Annotated in this window: 21 protein-coding genes; 7 read left to right on the top strand and 14 right to left on the bottom strand. The window is 43.2% G+C overall.

Translation table 11 applies throughout. The features are described 5' to 3' along the window. Window positions 1–25: 25 nt before the first annotated feature. From atpA to asnC, 10 genes are all read right to left on the bottom strand, one after another. Entirely contained in the window at window positions 26–1,567 is a 1,542-nt protein-coding gene (gene atpA, locus PR799_RS11815; protein WP_132496978.1) for a F0F1 ATP synthase subunit alpha, read from the bottom strand. Between the two features lie 14 nt (window positions 1,568–1,581). Beyond that, on the bottom strand, window positions 1,582–2,115 hold the full coding sequence (gene atpH, locus PR799_RS11810) for a F0F1 ATP synthase subunit delta (RefSeq protein WP_036950613.1): 534 nt from the start codon (window positions 2,113–2,115) through the stop codon (window positions 1,582–1,584). A 12-nt stretch (window positions 2,116–2,127) separates the two neighbouring features. Continuing rightward, window positions 2,128–2,598 (bottom strand): F0F1 ATP synthase subunit B, encoded by a 471-nt coding sequence (gene atpF / locus PR799_RS11805; RefSeq protein WP_181477768.1) that lies wholly within the window; start codon window positions 2,596–2,598, stop codon window positions 2,128–2,130. A gap of 57 nt (window positions 2,599–2,655) precedes the next feature. After that, window positions 2,656–2,895, bottom strand: a complete 240-nt coding sequence (gene atpE, locus PR799_RS11800; RefSeq protein WP_004246596.1) for a F0F1 ATP synthase subunit C — start codon at window positions 2,893–2,895, stop codon at window positions 2,656–2,658. Window positions 2,896–2,942: 47 nt separating this feature from the next. Further along, the gene (gene atpB / locus PR799_RS11795) at window positions 2,943–3,761 is read right to left on the bottom strand and encodes a F0F1 ATP synthase subunit A (protein WP_006660652.1); all 819 of its coding nucleotides are present in this window, start codon (window positions 3,759–3,761) and stop codon (window positions 2,943–2,945) included. Between the two features lie 33 nt (window positions 3,762–3,794). Next, window positions 3,795–4,169: a F0F1 ATP synthase subunit I gene (gene atpI, locus PR799_RS11790; protein WP_036950608.1), complete on the bottom strand. Its 375-nt coding sequence runs from the start codon at window positions 4,167–4,169 to the stop codon at window positions 3,795–3,797. 590 nt (window positions 4,170–4,759) lie between these two features. Then, window positions 4,760–5,383: a 16S rRNA (guanine(527)-N(7))-methyltransferase RsmG gene (gene rsmG, locus PR799_RS11785; protein ID WP_272522138.1), complete on the bottom strand. Its 624-nt coding sequence runs from the start codon at window positions 5,381–5,383 to the stop codon at window positions 4,760–4,762. 1 nt (window position 5,384) lies between these two features. Beyond that, window positions 5,385–7,274 carry a tRNA uridine-5-carboxymethylaminomethyl(34) synthesis enzyme MnmG gene (mnmG, locus tag PR799_RS11780; RefSeq protein ID WP_154637901.1) on the bottom strand — a complete coding sequence of 630 codons (1,890 nt, stop codon included), beginning with the start codon at window positions 7,272–7,274 and terminating at the stop codon, window positions 5,385–5,387. Window positions 7,275–7,650: 376 nt separating this feature from the next. Further along, window positions 7,651–8,097 carry an FMN-binding protein MioC gene (gene mioC, locus PR799_RS11775; RefSeq protein ID WP_132496975.1) on the bottom strand — a complete coding sequence of 149 codons (447 nt, stop codon included), beginning with the start codon at window positions 8,095–8,097 and terminating at the stop codon, window positions 7,651–7,653. A gap of 91 nt (window positions 8,098–8,188) precedes the next feature. Next, window positions 8,189–8,650, bottom strand: a complete 462-nt coding sequence (gene asnC / locus PR799_RS11770; protein ID WP_036950600.1) for a transcriptional regulator AsnC — start codon at window positions 8,648–8,650, stop codon at window positions 8,189–8,191. A gap of 161 nt (window positions 8,651–8,811) precedes the next feature. Between asnC and asnA the strand changes: the two genes are divergently transcribed. Further along, entirely contained in the window at window positions 8,812–9,804 is a 993-nt protein-coding gene (gene asnA, locus PR799_RS11765) for an aspartate--ammonia ligase (RefSeq protein ID WP_154603240.1), read from the top strand. Here the strand turns inward: asnA and viaA are convergent, their stop codons facing one another. Then, the gene (viaA, locus tag PR799_RS11760) at window positions 9,805–11,262 is read right to left on the bottom strand and encodes an ATPase RavA stimulator ViaA (protein ID WP_272522136.1); all 1,458 of its coding nucleotides are present in this window, start codon (window positions 11,260–11,262) and stop codon (window positions 9,805–9,807) included. It lies immediately after the preceding gene. Beyond that, the gene (ravA, locus tag PR799_RS11755; protein ID WP_272522135.1) at window positions 11,259–12,782 is read right to left on the bottom strand and encodes an ATPase RavA; all 1,524 of its coding nucleotides are present in this window, start codon (window positions 12,780–12,782) and stop codon (window positions 11,259–11,261) included. The genes viaA and ravA overlap by 4 nt, the downstream gene beginning before the upstream one ends. A 392-nt stretch (window positions 12,783–13,174) precedes the next feature. On the opposite strand from ravA, the gene rbsD reads away from it, so the two are divergent. The 6 genes from rbsD (at window position 13,175) to rbsR (ending at window position 19,043) form a co-directional block, all read left to right on the top strand. After that, window positions 13,175–13,594: a D-ribose pyranase gene (rbsD, locus tag PR799_RS11750; protein ID WP_108479112.1), complete on the top strand. Its 420-nt coding sequence runs from the start codon at window positions 13,175–13,177 to the stop codon at window positions 13,592–13,594. 7 nt (window positions 13,595–13,601) lie between these two features. Beyond that, window positions 13,602–15,116: a ribose ABC transporter ATP-binding protein RbsA gene (gene rbsA, locus PR799_RS11745; protein ID WP_272522134.1), complete on the top strand. Its 1,515-nt coding sequence runs from the start codon at window positions 13,602–13,604 to the stop codon at window positions 15,114–15,116. Continuing rightward, on the top strand, window positions 15,113–16,075 hold the full coding sequence (gene rbsC / locus PR799_RS11740; RefSeq protein WP_154603245.1) for a ribose ABC transporter permease: 963 nt from the start codon (window positions 15,113–15,115) through the stop codon (window positions 16,073–16,075). The genes rbsA and rbsC overlap by 4 nt, the downstream gene beginning before the upstream one ends. A gap of 39 nt (window positions 16,076–16,114) precedes the next feature. Next, complete coding sequence (gene rbsB / locus PR799_RS11735; protein WP_132496970.1) at window positions 16,115–17,005, top strand: ribose ABC transporter substrate-binding protein RbsB; 891 nt, start codon at window positions 16,115–16,117, stop codon at window positions 17,003–17,005. 103 nt (window positions 17,006–17,108) lie between these two features. Continuing rightward, window positions 17,109–18,032: a ribokinase gene (rbsK, locus tag PR799_RS11730; RefSeq protein WP_154603246.1), complete on the top strand. Its 924-nt coding sequence runs from the start codon at window positions 17,109–17,111 to the stop codon at window positions 18,030–18,032. A gap of 9 nt (window positions 18,033–18,041) precedes the next feature. Further along, entirely contained in the window at window positions 18,042–19,043 is a 1,002-nt protein-coding gene (rbsR, locus tag PR799_RS11725; RefSeq protein WP_442959919.1) for a ribose operon transcriptional repressor RbsR, read from the top strand. Here rbsR and mdtD read toward each other — a convergent pair. Both mdtD and PR799_RS11715 read right to left on the bottom strand, forming a co-directional pair. Next, entirely contained in the window at window positions 19,040–20,452 is a 1,413-nt protein-coding gene (gene mdtD, locus PR799_RS11720) for a multidrug transporter subunit MdtD (protein ID WP_272522132.1), read from the bottom strand. The genes rbsR and mdtD overlap by 4 nt on opposite strands. Window positions 20,453–20,497: 45 nt before the next feature. Further along, entirely contained in the window at window positions 20,498–21,190 is a 693-nt protein-coding gene (locus PR799_RS11715) for a FadR/GntR family transcriptional regulator (protein WP_154628084.1), read from the bottom strand. Window positions 21,191–21,347: the final 157 nt, after the last annotated feature.

Here is a 21,347-nt window from a genome sequence, read left to right as displayed (position 1 = left end):
ATAAAAATTCACGGGCCGAATAGTATTACCAGGACTGGGTGGCTTTGAATGATTCGAGCAGTTTATTCAACTTAGCTTCGATATCATCGTTATATTTGCCCGCCAGACCAATTTCGTTCATAAGGTCAGCATGCTCGCGCTGTGCAAATGAAACTAATGCAGCTTCGAATGCACCAATTTTTGCTAACTCAACATCGTCCAGATATCCACGTTCTGCAGCGAACAGAGACAGTGCCTGCTCTGCTACTGACATTGGTGCATACTGTTTCTGTTTCAGCAGTTCAGTTACTTTCTGACCGTGGCTCAACTGTTTACGAGTTGCGTCATCGAGGTCGGAAGCAAACTGAGCAAACGCTGCCAGTTCACGGTATTGAGCCAGTGCTGTACGGATACCACCAGACAGTTTCTTAATGATTTTAGTCTGAGCAGCACCACCAACACGAGATACTGAAATACCTGGGTTAACTGCTGGACGAATACCAGAGTTAAACAGGTTAGATTCCAGGAAGATCTGACCATCTGTAATCGAAATTACGTTTGTTGGTACGAATGCAGAAACGTCACCCGCTTGAGTTTCAATGATTGGCAGAGCAGTCAATGAACCAGTTTGGCCTTTCACTTCACCTTTAGTGAATGCTTCTACGTAATCAGCGTTAACGCGAGCAGCACGCTCAAGTAAACGGGAGTGCAGATAGAAAACATCACCTGGGTATGCTTCACGTCCTGGTGGACGACGCAGCAACAGTGAAATTTGACGGTATGCGACAGCCTGTTTAGACAGGTCATCATAAACGATCAGGGCATCTTCACCGCGGTCACGGAAATATTCACCCATCGCGCAACCAGAGTATGGTGCTAAGTATTGCAGTGCAGCTGATTCAGATGCAGTTGCAACAACAACGATAGTGTTTTCCAGAGCGCCGTGCTCTTCCAGTTTACGTACTACGTTAGAGATAGTTGATGCTTTCTGTCCGATAGCAACGTAAACACATTTGATGCCAGAATCACGCTGGTTGATGATTGCATCGATCGCCAGAGCTGTTTTACCAGTTTGACGGTCACCGATGACAAGCTCACGCTGGCCACGGCCGATTGGAATCATCGCATCGACTGATTTATAACCAGTCTGTACAGGTTGATCAACGGATTGACGGTCGATAACACCCGGAGCAATAACTTCTACAGGAGAGAAGCCATCGTGCTCAACAGGACCTTTACCATCAATTGGTTGGCCCAGTGTATTCACTACACGTCCTAATAGGCCACGGCCTACTGGAACTTCAAGAATACGACCAGTACATTTAACTTTCATGCCTTCTGCTAAGTCAGCATAAGGACCCATAACAACCGCACCAACAGAGTCACGCTCTAAGTTCAGTGCAATTGCGTAACGGTTGCCAGGCAGTGCGATCATTTCACCCTGCATGACTTCGGCTAAACCGTGAATACGAATGATACCGTCGTTAACGGAAACAATCGTACCTTCATTGTGAGCTTCACTCACAACATCGAACTGAGCAATACGCTGTTTGATCAGTTCGCTGATTTCGGTGGAATTCAGTTGCATATGCTCCAGTCCCCTTAAGACTGCAAGACGTCAGTTAAACGCTCTAAGCGACCGCGGACACTACCGTCAATGACGAGGTCTCCCGCACGAATGATCACTCCAGCAATAACAGACTTGTCAATTTTGCAATTCAGCTTAACTTTGCGTGACAGACGTTTTTCCATCGCGGCAGAAATTTTAGCTGACTGCTGTTCACTCAGTTCGTTCGCAGAAAGAACATCAACTTCAACAGTTGATTCCAGCGTATCGCGCAATTGGATAAATTGAGCTAATACTTCTGGCATCGTTGTTAAACGACCGTTTTCCGCCATAACACGAATCAGATTTTGAACATGCTCGTCAATTTCATCTCCACAAACAGAGATAAACGTTTTAGCTAATGTTTCTGGTGCAATAGAACCAGAAAGCAGCTCACCAACCTGTTCATTGCGCGTCACCTCAGAGGTGAAGGCCAGCATTTCCTGCCATTTAGCAACAGCTTGGTTTTCCACAGCAAAGTCAAAAGCTGCTTTGGCGTAGGGGCGAGCTACAGTAGCGATTTCAGACATGCCCCTCCCTCCTTACAGTTCAGCGACTAGTTTATCAACGATGTCGCTGTTAGCAGCTTCATCCACGGAACGTTCGATGATCTTCTCGGCACCTGCGATAGCAAGCATCGCAACCTGTTTACGTAACTCTTCACGTGCACGTTTACGCTCAGCATCAATTTCAGCTTGCGCTTGTGCTACGATTTTTGCACGTTCTGTTTCTGCTTCCGCTTTCGCTTCATCAATCATTTGAGTGCGTTGTTTATTCGCTTGTTCAATGATGATTTGAGCTTCAGCTTTCGCTTTTTTCAGTCGGTCGGTTGCGTCGGTTTGCGCCAGTTCCAGGTTCTTTTTAGCACGTTCTGCGGAAGATAAACCGTCAGCAATTTCTTTTTGACGTTTTTCTATGGCCGCCATAATCGGTGGCCATACATACTTCATACAGAACAAAACAAACAGGACAAACGCGATAGCCTGGCCGAGGATTGTTGCATTTAGATTCACAGACAATACCTCTTATCTATTAGTTAGTTAATGTTCTTAATGTGTGCCGAACGTTAATTAGGCAACAGCGAACATTACATATAAGCCCAGACCAACAGCAATCATCGGAATAGCATCGACCAGACCCATTACGATAAAGAACTGTGTACGCAGCAGAGGAATTAAATCTGGCTGACGAGCAGCGCCTTCTAAAAATTTACCACCTAGGATGCCGATACCGATCGCAGCACCGATCGCCGCTAAACCCATCATAATAGCGGCAGCCATGTACAGCAGATCCATACTCAGGTTTTCCATGACAGTCTCCAGTTTGTTTCAGTTAATACAATTATTGATTAATAAAATTAGTGCTCTTCAGAAGCCATCGACAGATAGACAACAGTCAGAACCATAAAAATAAAGGCTTGTAGCGTAATAATCAGTATGTGGAAGATAGCCCAAGGCAGGCTTAACAACCACTGTGACCACCACGGAAGCAGAGCCGCGATAAGAATAAAGATCAATTCACCTGCATACATGTTACCAAACAGTCGCAGACCGAGTGATACAGGTTTTGACAGCAGGCTAACCCCTTCAAGAATCAAGTTTACAGGGATAAATACCGGATGGTTGAAAGGCTGCATAGTGAGCTCTTTCGTAAATCCGCCAATTCCTTTCATCTTGATGCTGTAAAAGATTATTAGGATAAACACACCAATTGCCATCGACATCGTGATACTCACATCTGCGGTTGGAACAATACGCAGAGCAGGTAAACCTAAGTAGTGCTCACCGATGTATGGGATGAAATCAATTGGAAGTAGATCCAGAAGGTTCATTAAAAATACCCAGACGAACACCGTTAATGCCAGAGGGGCAATAACTTTGCTCTTCCCGTGATACATATCACGGACTGAGTTATCAACGAAACCAATGATCAGTTCTATTGCAGTCTGTAACTTACCGGGTACGCCACTAGTCGCATTGGCAGCAACTTTTCTAAATAGCCACAGGAATAAAGCCCCGAGAACTACTGAGAAAAAAAGCGAGTCAATGTTTAACGCCCAAAACGTTGGACTAGCGTGGGGATCGACCAACTCAAAGGTACGTAGATCCAACTGAAGGTTTCTCAGATGGTGACCTATGTACTCATTTGTAGTCATCACTTCTCCTGATGCAGACATGATGCCTCTTACCCTTTTGTAGTTTAAAAATACTTACCGTTTTACAACGGCTGGTGCAACAATCTGAACAATCAGCACCGCTAAATAGGTCAAACCCAGTGGTGTTATTGACGCTTTAAACACACCAAAAGCAACAACTAAGACAGTAATAGTTGTCACAACCTTTAACCCTGCTCCTAATGCAAAGAACCAGGCAATGCGGACAGGTTCATCCTCTTCTTTTGCTTTTTCAAAGCGTGATAGCAGCATAAATACAATATTAGGTAACCAGCATGCTAACCCACCAGCAAGAGCAGAGGCCCCCCATTCTATACTATTTGCACAGAAAGCCCCACTGAGGATTACAAAAGTTATTAACTGAATAGACAGTTGCTTAGAAGCATTACTGCCATAAAGGGAAACAGACATAACTTTGTGTACTCCCAGCTCTCTCAGCCTAAGAAACGCTAAGGGTTGTAATAAAACTGCCTTTGCTTAAATGTGTCAAGAGACAAAAACGTGCAAATTATACGGGCAGGCGAAATGAATTCAATCAGTAAGTAGCGAAAAGGTGAATAAATATTTAATTTTTTCGAGATAGCGCAGAATTAAGACAGATGGGATTAATAATTCATTAACGATTCGTCGCCTAAAAATAACTTTATGTGATTAAGATCACAACAAATATTAATCTCTTGATTAATAACCACACTATTTATCTGGTTAGAACCCTGTTTTTAAGCCATAAATCAAATAATTAAATTTGTTATTTTTTAGACAAAAAAATGAAAAGATAATTTGGATATTTCATTATTAATGCTAAAACGATTTAGTAAGAATATTAGATTAGGAATATTATTGCCATTAATGTGATTATTTTTGATATACATTCGTTAATATTCTGTAAATAATAAGTGAATTTAAATTATCTTCATTTTAATTATATATAAAAATAGCCGTAACATTGTAAATGTACGGCTACCGCTCTAAAAGATAAAATAATTTTACTAAAAACTACGTTATTTTTTGAATAATTTAACCAAGTGACGCTGTTCGTCTAATTCGGGAATTTTTAGCTCTGTAATGGACTCAACTTCAAAGCCATCTGGCAACTGTGTGAGTTCTTCATCACGAACTACACCTTTTAACGCATAAAAGCGCCCTTCCCTCGCAGGAAGATGGTGGCACCAACTCAGCATATCGTTGAGTGATGCAAAAGCTCGGCTAATTACGCCATCAAATCCATCTTCAACCGGATACTCTTCTACTCGAGATTGAACTGGCTCAATGTTAGTTAGCCCTAACTCATGCTGAACCTGTTTCAGAAAGCGTATACGCTTCCCTAAGCTATCCAATAAAACAAAGTGAGCATCAGGTCGAATGATCGCTAAAGGAACGCCAGGAAGCCCTGGGCCCGTTCCTACGTCGATAAACTTGTCGCCCTTGAGGTGATCGTTCACCACGATGCTGTCCATGATGTGGCGAACTAACATTTGTTCAGGCTCACGTACCGACGTTAAATTGTACGCTTTATTCCATTTGTGCAATAAACCGACATAATCAACTAACTGCTGTTTTTGCTTGTCAGTCAGTTGGATATCAGCTTTTGCCAATAGCTTTGTCAGTTTGCTGAGTAAATCCATATTATGCACTCCGACGCAACATGCCTTGTTTTTTGAGCCACACTAACAGAATTGAAATTGCTGCTGGTGTGATCCCTGAAATACGAGATGCTTGACCAATTGACGTTGGTTTGTGGTCATTCAGTTTTGCCATAACTTCATTGGATAAGCCTTTCACCTGCTTATAATCTAAATCAACAGGGAGTAAGGTATTTTCATTACGCAGTTGACGTTCGATCTCTTCTTGCTGACGAGCAATGTAACCTTCATATTTCACTTGAATTTCAACTTGATCTGCCGCTTGAGGATCTTCAACACCCGGAGCAAACAGATTTAACGAGGTCAGCATTTGATACGTCATTTCAGGACGACGCAGTAAATCTTCACCGTTCGCTTCTTTCGATAATGGAACGGTTAAAATTTGGTCGATTTCTTCATGGTTATCAGATTTAGGGTGAACCCAGATATCTTTTAAGCGTTGACGCTCTTTTTCGATCATTTCGACTTTGCGGTTGAAGTGCTCCCAACGAACATCATCCACAAGACCTAATTCACGTCCTTTTTCGGTTAAACGTAAATCTGCATTATCTTCGCGTAGCATCAAACGGTATTCCGCACGAGAAGTGAACATACGGTACGGTTCTTTGGTACCTAATGTGCACAGGTCATCAACTAATACGCCGACATAGGCTTGATCACGACGAGGGAACCAACCTTCTAGGTCAAATGCATGTTGTGCGGCGTTAAGACCCGCCAATAAACCTTGAGCTGCAGCTTCTTCGTAACCTGTTGTACCGTTGATTTGACCCGCAAAGAACAAGCCTTCGATAAATTTGCTTTCGAGAGTTTGTTTTAGATCGCGTGGGTCAAAGAAATCGTACTCAATGGCATAACCAGGACGGACGATCCTTGCATTTTCCATTCCCTTCATGGAATGAACTATTTTCATTTGAACATCAAATGGCAAGCTGGTGGAGATCCCGTTTGGATAAATTTCGTTGCTAGTTAATCCTTCAGGCTCTAAGAAGATCTGGTGAGCGTTTTTATCGGCAAAACGCATTACCTTATCTTCAATGGAAGGGCAGTAACGAGGACCGATCCCTTCGATGATCCCTGCATACATTGGGCTGCGATCTAAATTATTACGGATCACATCATGAGTTTGCTCATTGGTATAGGTGATGTAGCAAGGCACTTGTTGTGGATGCTGCTCTTGCGAACCTAAAAATGAGAATACTGGCATTGGATCATCACCTAGCTGTTGAGCTAACTGACTGAAATCAATAGTTCTTGCATCAATACGTGGTGGTGTACCCGTTTTTAAGCGGTTTACACGTAATGGCAATTCTCTTAAACGTTGAGATAACGTAATTGCGGGTGGATCACCAGCACGACCGCCACTGTAGTTTTCTAAACCGATATGAATTTTTCCATCAAGGAAAGTACCTACGGTTAATACCACCGCTTTGGCTTTAAATTTTAAGCCCATGCGGGTAACAGCACCGGTAACTCGGTTATTTTCAACAATCAGATCTTCAACAGGTTGTTGGAAGATCATTAAGTTTGGCTGATTCTCTAATGCAGTTCTAACCGCTTGGCGATAGAGAACGCGGTCTGCTTGTGCGCGAGTTGCACGAACCGCTGGGCCTTTACTTGCATTAAGTGTTCTAAATTGAATACCCGCTTTGTCAGTTGCGGTAGCCATTAAACCACCGAGGGCATCAATTTCTCTTACCAGATGTCCCTTACCGATCCCACCGATGGCTGGGTTGCAAGACATCTGGCCCAATGTATCAATATTGTGAGTCAGTAATAGGGTTTGACGCCCCATACGTGCAGCTGCCATTGCTGCCTCAGTACCGGCATGACCACCACCAATTACGATGACGTCAAATTGCTCTGGATAAAACATGTGTGAACCTTAACGTTAGAAAATGCGGATTCTGCATTCGAGGAGTGAATTCTACTCAAGTTTGATGGAGAGACCAAGCCCTGGCCTCTCGCCTATATAATATAAAGATCTTTTTTATTTAAAGATCTCTTTATTAGATCTTTTATTAGGATCGACGGTTTCTGTGGATAAGTGATTTTTCACTTTAAAGATCATCAAAGTGTAAAGGATCATATACTGTGAATGATCCGTGATCCTTTTGCGTATAAGCTGGGATCAAAACAGGGACTTATGCACAGGCCTTGGCCGACCTAAAACTTATAATCTGGATAACTACCGGTTAATACCACGATCTTACCGGAGTTATCCACAGTTGTTTGCGGTTATTTTGAACAGATCAGAGTTCGTTTGCCCAAATTTTAACCCATTCTCCTGCGGGATCTTCAGGAATTTCGTGTTGTTGAACATCAATTTCGAAGCAATCACCGATCCTTTTTGCACCATGATCCTGTAATAAGGTATCTAGGGTATGGATCGCACCACAAAAAGTGTCATATTCCGAACTGCCAATCCCCACTGCGCCATACTTGATCTTACTCAGGTCTGGTGACTGAGATTGAATTGCTTCGGCTAAAGGTTGGATATTTTCGGGAAGATCCCCTGCGCCATGTGTTGAGCTCACCACCAGCCATAACCCTTCAAGTGGTAAGTCATCCAGTTCAGGACCGTGCTGTATATCCGTTTCATAGCCGAGTTCTTCTAAAATCTCTGCCATATGCTCCGCTACATATTCGGCGCTGCCCATGGTACTGCCACTAATTAAAGTTACTTTTGTTACGCTCATGGTTACTCTCTTTCACATTAACAGGGCGCTATTGTACGCTGTGAATGAGCTGGGATCTACCTGTGGATAATGTGGTTATATCATTTTTTTTCTACGGGGTGATCGTTCGCATGATCGGGTTCTGTAAGGAGATCAGCGTTTCGGTTGACTGTATTTCGTCAATGGTCTGAATTTTGTTGATAAGTACGTCTTGAAGAGAATCTATCGAGCGGCACATTACCTTAATAAAGATGCTGTATTGACCCGTCGTATAGTAAACCTCTACGACTTCCTCTAAGGCATCCAACTTTTTGAGGGCGGTATGATAATCCTTGGCACTTTTTAAAATGATCCCGATAAAGCAGCAGACATCAAAACCCAACTGTTTTGCGCTGATATCGATACGGGTTCCTTTTATGATCCCTGCCTGCTTCATTTTTTCCACGCGCACATGAATAGTCCCAGGACTTACCGAGAATTTTTTGGCGAGTTCCGCATAAGGTGTACGTGCATTGACCATTAATTCGTGAAGTATGTCACGATCGAGATTATCGATTTGATAATTTTCTGGCATTATTTAGCCCTCATTTTGATGATTATTCATTTTTATACCCATTTTTTTAATCAAAATAAACAGTAAAGGCTTTTTTTAATGATGGATATTGAATTTATACCTCATTTTGTTGCTTAATCTACACATCGGCTAATCACAGCTAACAAATTATGGGTAAAATTATGGACAAGTCATTCATCGAACATCAGCAACAAATCAGCTTTGTTAAATCTTATTTCTCACGTTTACTTGAAAAAGAGCTTGGCTTAATTGAAGTTCAAGGTCCTATCCTGAGCCGTTTAGGTGATGGTACACAAGATAACTTATCAGGCTGCGAAAAAGCCGTTCAGGTAAAAGTGAAATCAATTCCTGGTGCAACGTTTGAAGTGGTTCACTCTTTGGCTAAATGGAAACGCAAAACCTTAGGTCGTTTTGGTTTCAGCGAAGGTCAAGGCTTGTACACACATATGAAAGCGTTACGTCCGGACGAGGATCGCTTAACCCCAATCCACTCCGTCTATGTTGACCAGTGGGATTGGGAAAAAGTGATGGCAGATGAGGATCGTACACTTCCTTATCTGAAGCAGACAGTGGGTAAAATCTATAAGGCAATAAAAGAAACAGAAGCTGCCGTAAGTAAAGAATTTGGACTGGCACCGTTCCTGCCAGACCAAATTCACTTTATCCACAGCGAAGAGCTGCTAAAACGTTACCCTGACTTAGACGCAAAAGGTCGTGAGCGTGCGATTGCGAAAGAATTGGGTGCAGTATTCTTAATCGGTATCGGTGGAAAATTGTCAAGCGGCGAATCCCACGATGTGCGTGCACCAGACTACGATGACTGGACAACCGAAAACGAAGATGGCTTCAAAGGCTTAAACGGTGACATCATTGTTTGGAACCCAGTATTGCAAGACGCATTTGAAATCTCTTCAATGGGGATCCGTGTCAGTCCTGAATGCTTAACTCGCCAACTCGGATTAACGGGTGATGAAAAACGTATGGAGCTGGAATGGCATCAAGCGTTAGTGAAAGGTGAAATGCCACAATCTATCGGTGGTGGTATTGGCCAGTCTCGTTTAGTGATGTTACTGCTGCAACGTCAACATATCGGTCAAGTTCAGTGTGGTGTTTGGTCACCAGAAATGGCTGAAACTGTTGAAGATATGCTGTAATTAGCGATTAAAACGGCGCAGTAGTCTGCTTTTTAGCCCTGTATCAAAGCGCCAGATATGATCAAATATCTTCATGATACCGGGCTTCCCATAATTTGAGACAGATACCGCATGGAAGCGGTATTTACCAACCTTCTGAAGGGATTTAATCTTCTGAATTAACTCATCCGGCAAGCGCTGAGCCACAAAGTCCGAAATGACAACCGCATCGGCATCACTCCACTGTTTTGACTCCAATTTTACCGTTGTTTCTCGTAAACATGCCGCCAAGTCGGTTCCACCACGGAATGTTTGATGCAAGAAGCGCATGCATTGTTCTAAACCATCCGCAGAGAGAAGGTCATAATGAACAATTTCAGTGGAAAACAGCATCACGTGGCAAGCTCGGTTATCCGCCAGCGCGATTTTCATTAAGGCCAGACAGAACGCTTTTGCACAACGCTCATTAATTCCACCCATAGAACCTGAAGTATCGATACATACTACAAATGGTCCTCTGGGCTGATCTTCATGTTGATGATGGGTTACTGGGCGTAAAACTTTGCGTTCTTGCCAGCTTTCCCCTTGTAATCGATAGGTTATAAGCTGCTTCTCTAATAACTTGCGGTAGAACTCAAATTCAATATCTTCAAGCCCTAACATCGCAAGCTCTGCCGGTAATAACCGCAGAATATCGTCACTCTGGTTTAAGCCATTCACTTGCTCAGGGACGGTTTCGGGGACTTTTTCCATCACTGTCATCGGCTCAAGGATCACATTGTCATCAAGAATAGACTTAGCAGATTGGCTACGCCCCAGTAACTGAGCAATTTTTTCCAGCTCGGGTTGCTGGCGCAAAAAATCACTGTAGCGAGCGATTAATTGATCATTATAAGACGCTGGGTTATTAAACCCTTTACTCAGATCCCATAATCGCCCAGAGGAACGTTCATTTTCCCCTAGAATATCCTCAAGATTACCGCTCAGTGCTAAACGGCGTTGTAATTCCGCCAGCAATTGCTCTTTTTCTTGCTCTAAGAGTTCTTTATGTAATGTAGTCACCTGCAAAATCAAGCTAATACGCCAACGTTGAACAATCAAAGATTGCCGTGCACTGCGATTTTCAATTTTTCCCTTTTGCAGCTGTAGGGCTTCACGGTAAAACGGGGAATCTAATTGCTCGAGCCGTGCTATCACGTCAGGCAATTGGGTGAAAAATGTATCAGTGGGAATGCCCAATGACTTCTGATATAACCCAAACTCTTCAGAAAGTTGCTGAGGAACTAGCGCATCTTGCAGCTTCTGTTTAAGGTCTTTTTTCCAACTGGAGAGATCTTTTAATAGCGCCTTTTTCAATCGAGGATGCTTTTCAAAGAAAACCGCCAGCTGTGGGGTGGCAAGAAGAGAAATAATAATCTCTTCAATCAGCTGGCTTTCATTCACTGAAAGCAATAATTCGAGGGACGCTAGGCTCATCATAATGAGTTAGCCACCTTTCCCATAATTTGCTGGCGGAGCTGGGTCAATTTATCGCTCAGTTTAATAAAGCTCTCTTCAACATCTGCTAGCCAATGGGACTCGATAAACAGGTTAGGTTGCTGCTTTTCAAATTGGTATTTCGCCCCTTGGATCTCATTTTGGATGGCATCAAGCTTATCTAGCCACTCTTTATTATTGGTTGTCGGCGCTGCTGTAGGGTTTTTATCTTGTAAATATAAGGTTGATGCTTGATGGCTAACATCTAACAGCTGAATTTGGTTTAAATTATTCACTTCAGCCGCCAGCTCTTGTGCGAAACCAATCCCATTAAGATGAGCGGATAAGGTGGTGCCTTTATTGAGGAAATTCACCAGTGATTTTTTCTCGGTGGTAATAAAGGTCACTTTCATATTATGTAGCTGTAATGGGCGATGCAAAAATAGGGTTACACGCCCTTCACCAATATTCTCTGGTAACACATAAGAGGCTTTTCGTGCGAACATCGCGTTATTTTTTAAAACTTTAAATGCATCTTGGTTATTTTGATCTTGGGTGGATGACATCCACTGTTGGTAAACCTGCTCAATTTCTCGCGTAAATTTACGCTGTTGCCAGCCATCTTCCTGCACTAATGACTTGAGCAATTGCGGCAGTAAGTTCATTGACTGCATATCATGCCATAGGCAATCTTTGAGCAGCACAATATCCAACGGCGAAACGGAGTTTCGACCATTAAAGAAGGCGCTAGCCTGCAATAAATAAACGGCTTTTTTCCAACGCCTATCAGAGACATATAAATTTTTCTCTGTGGCATCAATCTGTTGGCGTAATTGGTAAATCAATTCAAAACAGTGATCGGGCAGCGAAACCTTGGGAATTTCTTTTTGCCATTCTCGATACTCTTCTTCACTGATTTTTAGGTGATCAGGAACCAAATTCTCTTCTTGTTGAGATTTGCCTGTCAGCAGCGCGCGGAAATTTTGCTTCTCTTGTACTTTATCCAGCCAAATTCGCAGCAGCATCCTATCAAATAGCGCTTCAAGACTATTATCCGCATCAGGTAACTCGTTGGATGCAGTGACTAGCAAACGCATTGGGATGTTTTTTTCTTCATCCCCATTACGGAATTTGCGCTCATTAATGGCGGTCAGTAAAGTATTTAAAATGGCAGGGCCTGCTTTCCAAATCTCATCCAAAAACACCACTTCCGCATCGGGCAGGTATCCTTTGGTTAAACGCTCATAACGCCCTTCATCTTTTAAGGCTTGAATGGAAAGTGGACCAAAAATCTCTTCAGGGGTAGAAAAGCGCGTCATTAAATATTCAAACGCATTTGCTTGGCGGAAGGCATATTTCATGCGGCGGGCAATTAAGCTTTTCGCTATCCCGGGAGGTCCCAGCAAAAACACACTTTCCCCACTGAGCGTGGCGAGCAAACACAAACGAATAGCTTGTTGACGTTCATACAAGCCACCTTCAAGGTAGTTGCTTAATTGGGCTATCCGTTCTGCTAATTGCATAAGGTGTTCCTTTTCTCTAAATAACTCGTCTAAGGGTTAGAGGGAGATGGTTATTGACCACGCTATTGCTAGGTTATCCGTCCTTTTATTCATTGTGCAATCAGTTTTATGATTTTTCTTTGATGTTATTTAGGATAAAGAGCAACAAATCTAACTTGTAACGAACAACTGAGTATTAATTAAGCAGGAACGATTCAGCGACAACTTATTCAATAAGTTAGCTTTTTATGCGTAAAAATAGGCTAACGAAACGTTTCGATAGTGATCACAAAACCAAGATAAGAACATTGAGTTGTGACTGTTCTTTACTATTATTGTATAAGCGAAACGTTTCGCTCATGCAGAGACGAAACTCAAAAGTAGAAAAAATAGACTAAAAACGGTGGTAAAGAATGAAGAAAGGTATGTTGCTTAACTCAAATGTTGCTTCCGTGATTGCCAAACTGGGTCATACCGACCATATCACGCTGGGTGATGCCGGCCTGCCAATTCCAGCCAGCGCTGAACGTATTGACCTCGCTGTGACGCAAGGACTACCGGATTTTATGTCTGTTTTGCGGGTGATCACCCAAGAAATGCAGGTAGAAAAAGCGATACTTGCTCAAGAAATCAGCAAAATAAATCCGCAAATGGAAAAAGCCATTTTAGCCCATCTTCATGAATTGGAAGCGGCACAGGGAAACCACATTGAAGTCATCTATTGCAGTCATGAACATTTCAAGCAACGCACTCATGAAAGCAAAGCCGTTATCCGAACAGGGGAATGTTCACCATACGCGAATATTATTCTTTGTTCTGGTGTGACTTTCTGAGGTGACTATGCAACCTTTATTAGAACTTATCGGCATTGATAAAGCCTTTCCCGGTGTAAAAGCTCTCTCGGGAGCCGCATTGAAAGTCTACCCTGGCCGAGTGATGGCGCTGGTGGGAGAAAATGGTGCGGGTAAATCCACCATGATGAAAGTACTCACGGGGATCTACAACAAAGACGCGGGCGCGATCCGTTACCTTGGTAAAGATGTGGCGTTTAATGGCCCGAAAAGTTCCCAAGAAGCCGGGATCGGGATCATTCACCAAGAATTGAATTTAATTCCTGAACTGACTATCGCTGAAAACATCTTTCTAGGTCGTGAATTTGTAAATAAGTTCGGCAAAATCGACTGGAAAAAAATGTTCAGCGAGTCAGACAAACTGCTCCAACGATTAAACCTTGATTACGATAGCCACCAAACCATCGCCGAATTATCCATCGGTGAACAACAAATGGTGGAAATTGCCAAAGTTCTCAGCTTTCAGTCTCAAGTCATCATTATGGATGAACCGACGGATGCACTTACCGATACCGAAACCGCCTCACTTTTTCGCGTGATTGAAGATTTAAAATCTCAAGGCTGTGGCATTGTGTATATCTCTCATCGTTTAAAAGAAATTTTCGAAATTTGCGACGACGTGACCGTTTTTCGCGACGGTCAGTTTATTGGTGAAAAGTCCGTCAGTGAATTAGAAGAAGAAAAACTGATTGAGATGATGGTAGGACGCAAACTGGAAGACCAATATCCACGAGTTGATGTGCCTGTTGGTGATATTCGTCTCCAAGTTGAAAATGTTTCTGGCCCCGGTGTAACCAATGCTAGTTTCACACTAAGAAGCGGTGAAATTTTAGGTGTTTCAGGTTTGATGGGCGCAGGACGTACAGAGTTGATGAAAATCATCTACGGCGCAGCACCGAAAAAATCCGGCAATATCCAGCTAGAAGGCAAAAACGTCACCTTAAAAACCCCACAAGATGGTTTGAATAACGGCATCGTTTATATTTCCGAAGACCGTAAGCGCGATGGTTTAGTACTGGGGATGTCAGTAAAAGAAAATATGTCCTTAACGGCATTAGGTTACTTCAGCCACTTTGGCGGTACATTAAAGCATGGTGAAGAGCAAATGACCGTGGGGGATTTTATCCGCTTATTTAATATTAAAACCCCATCCATGGATCAAATCATTGGCAACTTATCTGGTGGTAACCAGCAAAAAGTGGCAATTGCCCGTGGATTAATGACCCGTCCAAAAGTTCTGATTCTTGATGAACCAACCCGTGGTGTCGACGTTGGGGCAAAAAAAGAGATTTACCAACTAATCAACCAATTTAAAAAAGAAGGGCTGAGTATCATCCTTGTATCTTCAGAAATGCCTGAAGTGATTGGGATGAGCGATCGCATTTTGGTTATGCATGAAGGGCATATCAGTGGCGAATTCTCTGCCAAAGAAGCAACGCAGGAAGCCTTAATGGCGGCCGCAGTCGGTAAAAATTACGGCTCAGTTCAGGAGTTAACAGCATGAGTTCAACAACCGCACCATCAAAACGCTACTTCAGCAAAGCATGGCTAATGGAGCAAAAATCCTTAATCGCCCTATTAGTCTTAATTGCGATTGTTTCAACCCTAAGTCCTAACTTTTTTACGGTCAATAACCTGTTTAATATCCTGCAACAGACTTCTGTGAACGCGATTATGGCAGTGGGAATGACGTTAGTGATTCTGACTTCAGGCATTGATTTGTCTGTGGGATCTCTATTGGCATTAACTGGTGCTGTAGCCGCATCGATGGTCGGCGCTGATGTGAATGCCTTTGTTGCTGTCGCGGGTGCATTAGCGCTCGGTGCTGCCATTGGTGCATGCACAGGGGTGATTGTCGCAAAAGGTAAAGTCCAAGCCTTTATCGCAACGTTAGTCATGATGCTATTACTACGTGGTGTAACCCGTGTTTATACCGATGGCAGCCCAATCAATACGGGTTTTAGCGATAACGCCGATTTATTTGGTTGGTTTGGTATTGGTCGCCCGCTAGGTATTCCTACCCCAGTATGGTTAATGGTAATTGTCTTTGCTGCGGCATGGTACATGCTGCACCACACCCGCTTAGGTCGTTATATCTATGCGTTAGGCGGAAATGAATCAGCGACCCGCTTATCCGGTATTAATGTCGATAAAATTAAAATTATCGTTTACTCCCTGTGTGGTTTATTAGCAGCGCTGGCGAGTGTGATTGAAGTGGCACGTTTATCTTCAGCTCAGCCAATGGCGGGTAATGGTTATGAACTGGATGCGATTGCTGCGGTGGTACTGGGTGGCACAAGCCTTGCTGGTGGTAAAGGGCGCATTGTTGGTACGCTGATTGGTGCGCTGATCTTAGGTTTCTTAAACAATGGTTTGAACTTATTAGGTATTTCGTCGAACTACCAAATGATCGTAAAAGCCGTTGTGATTTTATTAGCTGTACTTGTTGATAACAAAAAATAGTGATTCTGACCCCTACCCGATAATGACAGGAATTTTCTTATGAAACTGAACAAATTAGCGACTTTATTTACCGCTTTTGCACTAACAGCAACCGTCAGTGTGAACGCGATGGCCAAAGAGAGCATCGCGCTGGTTATTTCAACCTTGAACAACCCATTCTTTGTGACCATGAAAGATGCGGCACAAAAAGAAGCGGACAAACTGGGCTATGAACTGATTGTTTTAGATTCTCAAGATAACCCAGCGAAAGAGTTAGCGAACGTCCAAGATTTAACGGTACGTGGCACCAAATTAATGCTGATCAACCCAACTGACTCTGACGCAGTGGGTAACTCTATCTTGATGGCTAACAAAGCGAAAATCCCTGTGATCACCCTAGACCGCGCCGCTAACAAAGGTGAAGTGGTGAGCCATGTTGCCTCTGATAACCGCATGGGCGGAAAAATGGCGGCAGACTTTATCGCCAAGAAAACGGGCAATGACGCCAAAGTTATTCAATTAGAAGGGATTTCTGGAACGTCGGCAGCTCGTGAACGTGGTGAAGGTTTCAATACGGGTGCGAAAGAGCATAAATTCAACGTATTAGCGAGCCAGCCTGCGGATTTCGACAGAACTAAAGGCTTGAACGTGATGCAAAACTTATTGACTGCACACCCTACTGTTCAGGCTGTTTTTGCACAAAATGATGAAATGGCTTTAGGGGCGTTAAGAGCATTACAAACTGCCGGTCGTGATGACGTTTTGGTGGTTGGTTTTGATGGTACAAATGACGGTATCAAAGCAGTTCAAGGTGGAAAACTAGGTGCGACGATTGCTCAACGTCCAGATCAAATTGGTATTGTTGGAGTGCAGATCGCAGATAAAGTATTAAAAGGCGAGAAAGTCGAAGCAACAGTTCCTGTTGAATTAGAACTCGTGGTAAAACAATAATTCTATATAAAGTAATAATCCTTGATAAAACAAGAAGATTGATAAATCGCCGTGAAACTTAGCGGCGGTTTATTTAATTGCGTAGCAAAAGGACATAAATGTGATGGCAGCAGCTAAACTGGTTGTTTTAGGTAGTATCAACGTTGACCACATTCTGAATGTGCAGCAGTTTCCCCAGCCAGGCGAAACAGTAAGAGGTGATAGTTACCAAGTTGCTTTCGGTGGCAAAGGTGCCAACCAAGCGGTAGCTGCAGGTCGTAGTGGCGCTGATATCACATTTATTGCTTGTGTCGGTGATGACGATGTCGGTGTTAGCATCAAAAAACAACTGCAAAAAGATACGATTAAGATTGATTGTATTGATTCAGTTGCCGGTGAAACAACGGGTGTTGCACTCATTTATGTAAACGGGCAAGGCGAAAATATTATTGGGATCAATGCGGGAGCCAATGGTCATCTTTCTACAGAACGACTGGCCGCATATCAGCAAAAAATTATCGATGCTGATGCTTTATTGATGCAGCTTGAATCCCCGATTGAAACTGTTCAAATGGCCGCTGAGATCGCGCGTAAACACCAAACTCAAGTGATTTTAAACCCAGCGCCTGCACAAGCGTTGCCAGATTCGCTACTGTCGCTGGTGGATGTGATCACGCCGAATGAAACGGAAGCGGAGCATTTAACGGGTATCGCTGTTAATGATGAAGAAGGCGCACAAAAAGCAGCGCAAGCACTGCATCAAAAAGGCATTAATAAAGTGATGATTACATTGGGCGCCAGAGGGGTTTGGTACAGTGAATCTGGCAAGCAAGGCAAAATAATTCCGGGCTTTAAAGTGAAAGCGGTGGACACCATTGCAGCAGGTGATACATTCAATGGGGCGTATGTAACTGCGCTACTTGAAGGTCAGTCTGATGAAGATGCGATTGTCTTTGCCCATGCGGCTGCCGCAATTGCAGTGACGCGTCCCGGTGCACAACCTTCTGTTCCATGGCGTAATGAAATAGACCAGTTTCTTCTTCAATAGGATTAATTTGTGGCAACAATGAAAGATGTTGCTCGCCTTGCTGGCGTGTCAACATCCACCGTATCCCATGTTATCAACCAAAATCGCTATGTTAGCGAAAGCGTCACTTCACGGGTAAAAAGTGCCATCGAACAACTCAACTATGCGCCATCGGCCTTAGCGAGAAGTTTGAAGATGAACCGCACCAATACCATCGGAATGTTACTGACCGCCAGTAACAACCCGTTTTATGCGGAAGTCGTACGTGGTGTAGAACGTAGTTGCTACGAATTGGGTTACAGTTTGATCCTGTGCAACACCGAAGGGGATTTTAAGCGGATGGATCATAGCTTAGAGACCCTTTTGCAAAAACGCGTCGATGGGCTTCTTATTATGTGCACTGAAGCGCAAGGCCCATCCAAAGCCGTATTTTCCCGCTATCCGTCTGTTCCTACGGTGATGATGGACTGGTCTCCGTTTGAATCAGCCGGAGATATTATTCAGGATAACTCGTTCCTCGGCGGTGAAATTGCCACGCGTCATTTAATTGATGCGGGGTTTACTCGAATTGCCTGTATTGCTGGCCCTCAAGATAAATCTCCCGCACAAGCGCGTTATCAAGGTTTCCTTCAAGCCATGAAGGCCGCATCCCTCAATATCCATGACGAATATATTATCTTTAGTGATTTTGAGTTTTCAGGTGGTTTTGATTCGATGAATAAACTCTTGGCACTACCGAATCCCCCTGATGCTATTTTTGCGGGGAATGATGCAATGGCGGTCGGTGCCTACCAAGCTATTTACCAAAAAGGCATGAAAGTGCCTGACGACATTTCCATTATTGGTTATGACGATATTGCACTCTCTTCTTACATGATCCCACCACTCACCACAGTTCATCAGCCAAAGGATGAACTTGGTCAGCAAGCGGTTAACCAGCTTATTTATCGAATGGATAACCCAGATGCAGAACCATCTGTTTTAGTCTTAACACCAAAACTCGTGGAACGCCAATCAGTGAGGAAACGCTAATTCTGCGTTTTCTCAGATTTTTTGCCTTTGCCTTTAATTAAATTATCGCCATCGGTTTTACTGAGTAATAGAAACACAAAGGCAGAAAGTAACGTGATAGCGCCGATAGTAATAAAGGTGTAATGGAAGTTATCCACGACATTACTGTTTGGCTGGTTATCAAAAAAGCTCAAAATGGTGGCGCTCACCGCGATCCCAAAGCTAATCGAAAGTTGCTGAGTCACGGCTAGCATACTGTTGCCGGCGCTAGCATTATTATCCGTTAAATCCGCTAGGCAAATGGTATTCATAGCAGTGAACTGGGTGGACATCACCATCCCTAAAACAAACAACGGAACGATAAGCAGGTAAATCGACATATCTGGAGATTGCAGCGAAAACTGCGAGACCATCAACCCAATAATCACCGTGACAGTAAATAGCGTATTACGGTATCCAAATCGGGTTAGAATTCTTGTGACTGCGGACTTTGCCGTAATCGAGCCAATGGCCAGCGGAGCCATCATCATTCCCGCGACAACGGCTTCATAACCAAATCCTACTTGCAGCATTAATGGCATTAAGAATGGAATACTTCCCGTACCTAATCGCGTGGCGATGTTACCGCTAATACCGATGGAAAAGGTTCTCGTCTTAAATAAGTTGAGCGGAATAATGGCGTGCTTAATGCGCCTTGCGTGAAGTATATAAAGAAGAAGACAAAGAAAACCGCCCAGAACAATAGCCAAAGGAATATAGTTAGACAGTGATTTATCGCCGAACAGATCCAGACTGACTGAGAGCATGACCAAGCCAAAGCCAAATAAAAGAAAGCCAAGGGTATCAAACTTACGCTTTGGCATTTTAAAATCAGGCATATGCCTTAAGGCATACACAATCCCAAGTACACCAATAGGGATATTAATAATGAATATCCAATGCCATGTGGCATAGGTGACGAGAATACCACCCAACAGAGGCCCTAAGATGGGGCCGACTAACCCAGGGATGGTGACAAAATTCAAAATAGGCAGAAGTTCACTGCGCGGATACGCCCGAATTAATGCGAGCCGCGCTACTGGCATCATCATTGCCCCGCCAATTCCTTGGATAACGCGAGAAATAACCAGCACAGTTAATGAAGGAGAAAGCGCGCAGAGTAATGACCCTAAAGAAAACAGAGAAACCGCAATGATAAAGATACGTCGAGTGCCAAATCTATCGGCAAACCAACCACTCACCGGAATTAACAGTGCAACTGTTAGGGTATAGCTCACTACGGCAGATTGCATCGCTAATGGGGAGTGATGCAAACTTTTGGCGATATCGGGCAGTGCCGTATTCAATATCGTGGCATCTAACGCTTGCATAAAGAAAGCCATCGCGGCAATCCATGGCAAACCCGACATATTTTTAGCAGTTTTAAACATCCGTTACCTATCGATAAATTTGGTGAGCGAATTCGTTCTGTTAGCTTATTTGTTCATTGTCGTTAATAAGGTATAGCAGAGATCGTAAGCTTCACGGCTATTGCCATTAATAATAGCATCGGCAAGTTGTTGATGAAGTTCCACTTCAATCGCATCATTTTCTGTTATTGCATCAAAATAAAGCTGATACACCGACCTAAAAAGATTCGCGAACGAAATTAAAAAAGGATTACAGCACGCCCGATAGATAGTGAGATGAAAGCGAAAATCAACTTTTATCCAGTGAGGCCTATCGAACTCTTTTTCTAAGGTTACCATTTCATTTGATAGTAATTGTAGAGACTGTTTTTGCTCTTCAGTGGCATTCAGTGCAGCGAAATAGCAAGCTTGGGGCTCAATGGCGAGGCGAACAACTTGAAAGTGTTTAATCACCACGGATTTTTCTTCGCTGTTAATCCACCAATTTAATAAGTCTTGGTCAAGGAAGTTCCAATTTGATGCGGGCATGACTCGTGTACCAATTCGAGGGCGAGCTAAAACCATGCCTTTTGCAGCTAATGTTTTAATGGCTTCTCTTATGGCGGTTCGGCTGGCATTAAATTGCTTTGATAATTCTAATTCGCTGGGAAGAATAGAGTCAGATAAGTAGGTGCCTTTTAATATGAGCTGTCCAAGACTCTGCGCAATAATAAAAGAGAGGTTTTTTTGTGAGGCATTTTGTTGCTTGCTCAATTCCATAATTCATCTCATACAGATACTAATCAATGATATGTTACGTGAGTAAATCAATTATTGCTGCTGAAATAGTCAAAAAACAGTAGTAATTTACGCTGTTAAGTCATATTTGGCTAAAAAAAGCGCGAACGAAATAAATATGTAAAAAAACACTTGCGAG

It is taken from the genome of Providencia sp. PROV202 (assembly GCF_028479565.1).
Classification (GTDB): Bacteria; Pseudomonadota; Gammaproteobacteria; order Enterobacterales; family Enterobacteriaceae; genus Providencia; species Providencia zhijiangensis.
Note: the sequence above shows the minus strand (reverse complement) of the source record. Positions and strands in the feature narration are given on the sequence as shown.

Coding starts and splice junctions, on each gene's coding strand:
- atpH (WP_036950613.1), bottom strand. CDS start 2,115: ATGTCTGAAATCGCTACTGTAGCTCGCCCCTACGCCAAAGCAGCTTTT.
- atpB (WP_006660652.1), bottom strand. CDS start 3,761: ATGTCTGCATCAGGAGAAGTGATGACTACAAATGAGTACATAGGTCAC.
- atpI (WP_036950608.1), bottom strand. CDS start 4,169: ATGTCTGTTTCCCTTTATGGCAGTAATGCTTCTAAGCAACTGTCTATT.
- rbsC (WP_154603245.1), top strand. CDS start 15,113: ATGAGTTCAACAACCGCACCATCAAAACGCTACTTCAGCAAAGCATGG.
- atpA (WP_132496978.1), bottom strand. CDS start 1,567: ATGCAACTGAATTCCACCGAAATCAGCGAACTGATCAAACAGCGTATT.
- rbsK (WP_154603246.1), top strand. CDS start 17,109: ATGGCAGCAGCTAAACTGGTTGTTTTAGGTAGTATCAACGTTGACCAC.
- rbsD (WP_108479112.1), top strand. CDS start 13,175: ATGAAGAAAGGTATGTTGCTTAACTCAAATGTTGCTTCCGTGATTGCC.
- rbsB (WP_132496970.1), top strand. CDS start 16,115: ATGAAACTGAACAAATTAGCGACTTTATTTACCGCTTTTGCACTAACA.
- asnA (WP_154603240.1), top strand. CDS start 8,812: ATGGACAAGTCATTCATCGAACATCAGCAACAAATCAGCTTTGTTAAA.
- asnC (WP_036950600.1), bottom strand. CDS start 8,650: ATGCCAGAAAATTATCAAATCGATAATCTCGATCGTGACATACTTCAC.
- PR799_RS11715 (WP_154628084.1), bottom strand. CDS start 21,190: ATGGAATTGAGCAAGCAACAAAATGCCTCACAAAAAAACCTCTCTTTT.
- mdtD (WP_272522132.1), bottom strand. CDS start 20,452: ATGTTTAAAACTGCTAAAAATATGTCGGGTTTGCCATGGATTGCCGCG.
- ravA (WP_272522135.1), bottom strand. CDS start 12,782: ATGCAATTAGCAGAACGGATAGCCCAATTAAGCAACTACCTTGAAGGT.
- viaA (WP_272522136.1), bottom strand. CDS start 11,262: ATGATGAGCCTAGCGTCCCTCGAATTATTGCTTTCAGTGAATGAAAGC.
- rsmG (WP_272522138.1), bottom strand. CDS start 5,383: ATGGATTTACTCAGCAAACTGACAAAGCTATTGGCAAAAGCTGATATC.
- mnmG (WP_154637901.1), bottom strand. CDS start 7,274: ATGTTTTATCCAGAGCAATTTGACGTCATCGTAATTGGTGGTGGTCAT.
- atpE (WP_004246596.1), bottom strand. CDS start 2,895: ATGGAAAACCTGAGTATGGATCTGCTGTACATGGCTGCCGCTATTATG.
- mioC (WP_132496975.1), bottom strand. CDS start 8,097: ATGAGCGTAACAAAAGTAACTTTAATTAGTGGCAGTACCATGGGCAGC.
- rbsA (WP_272522134.1), top strand. CDS start 13,602: ATGCAACCTTTATTAGAACTTATCGGCATTGATAAAGCCTTTCCCGGT.